Origin of the sequence: Corynebacterium lemuris, assembly GCF_024919295.1 — a bacterium.
In the GTDB taxonomy this organism is placed as follows: domain Bacteria; phylum Actinomycetota; class Actinomycetes; order Mycobacteriales; family Mycobacteriaceae; genus Corynebacterium; species Corynebacterium lemuris.
Genome location: NZ_JANWTC010000041.1, coordinates 1 through 1,632 on the forward strand (window position 1 = coordinate 1; position 1,632 = coordinate 1,632).

Below are 1,632 nucleotides of genomic sequence, written 5' to 3' on the forward strand. Positions count from 1 at the left end.
GCGAAGACCCGCTTCGACATCGTCCTCGCACCTGCCCAGGCCTGATCCCCCGGCCCCTGCCGAGATCAACTAACACCATATTTGAAGGAGAACGAGCATCATGACCTCTTCCGCTGATCTCACCACCGACGTCTTCATCATCGGCTCCGGCCCCGCCGGTTCCTCCGCCGCACTGTTCCTGGCCACCTACGGCATCGACTGCGTGGTGGCCAGCAAATACTCCAATACCGCCAACACCCCGCGTGCACACATCACCAACCAGCGCACCGTGGAGATCATGCGCGATATGGGTATTGAGGACCAGATCAAGGCCGAGGAAGTCCCCCACCACATGATCGGTGAGACCGTGTTCTGCACCGCGATCAACGGCGAGGAATTCGGCCGGGTCCATTCCTGGGGCACCGGCCCCGACCGGGAGGGTGAGTACATCGCCGCCTCCCCGTCGCTGAACTGCGATCTGCCCCAGACCCACTTCGAGCCGATCCTGGTGCGCAACGCCATGGCACGTGGTGCCGTCTTCCGCTGGAAGACCGAGTACGTCTCCCACACCCAGGACGCCGACGGTGTCCACACGATCGTCCGGGACCGGATGAGCGGGCACACCTACACCGTGCACTCGAAGTACCTCATCGGTGCTGATGGTGGCCGCTCCCAGATCGCCGCAGACCTGAACCTGCCCATGGACGGGCAGATGGGGGTCTCCGGTTCCATGAACATCCACTGCGATATGGACCTGTCGCAGTTCTGTCAGGACCGTCAGTCCTCGCTGTACTGGGTGCTCCAGCCCGGTGCCGCGGTCGGTGGTATCGGCCTGGGCCTGGTGCGCATGGTGCGCCCCTGGAATGAGTGGCTGGTGACCTGGGGTTATGACATCAACCAGCCGCCCCCGGAGATGGATGACGCGAAGGCCGCCGACATCGTGCGCAATCTCGTCGGGATCCCGGACCTGGAGATCAATGTGCGGCACTGGTCACTGTGGACGGTCAACGACACCTACGCCACGGAGAATATGAAGGGTCGGGTGCTGTGTGTCGGCGATGCCGTCCACCGTCACCCGCCGAGCAACGGGCTGGGGTCGAACACCTCCATCCAGGACTCCTACAACATCGCCTGGAAGCTGGCGATGATCCTCCAGGGTAAGGCCGGTGAGGAACTGATCACCTCCTACCAGGACGAGCGCGTGCCGGTGGCGAAGCAGATCGTGCGCCGTGCCAACAAGTCCATCACCGAGTTCGCCCATGTGCTTGATGCCCTGGGTATTGATCCGGCTGATGACGCCGAGGCGATGCAGGCGGCGATGGATGTGCGCAAGCAACCCACCGAGGAAGGCGAGAAGCGTCGTCAGGCACTGGGTGAGGCCCTGAAGATCAAGGACTACGAGTTCAACGCCCTGGGTGTGGAGATGGGCCAGCGATACGAATCGTCCGCGGTCGTCTCCGACGGTACCGACTGGCCGGCCTACGACCGTGACCCGGAGCTGCACTACCACCCCACCACCCACCCGGGTGCGCGTCTGCCGCACGCCTGGCTCAACGGGGCGAATCCGGCAGCGCCGAAGATCTCCACCCTGGATATCTGCGGGCAGGGACGTTTCACCGTCCTCACCGGCACCAACGGCCAGGGGTGGGTGGA

The 1,632-nt window shown here is 63.9% G+C and carries 1 protein-coding gene; it reads left to right on the forward strand.

Annotation, left to right across the window (positions count from 1 at the left end):
• Positions 1-100: 100 nt before the first annotated feature.
• Positions 101-1,632: FAD-dependent oxidoreductase (locus NYP18_RS15275; RefSeq protein ID WP_259429051.1), on the forward strand; the 1,532-nt coding region annotated here is incomplete at its 3' end.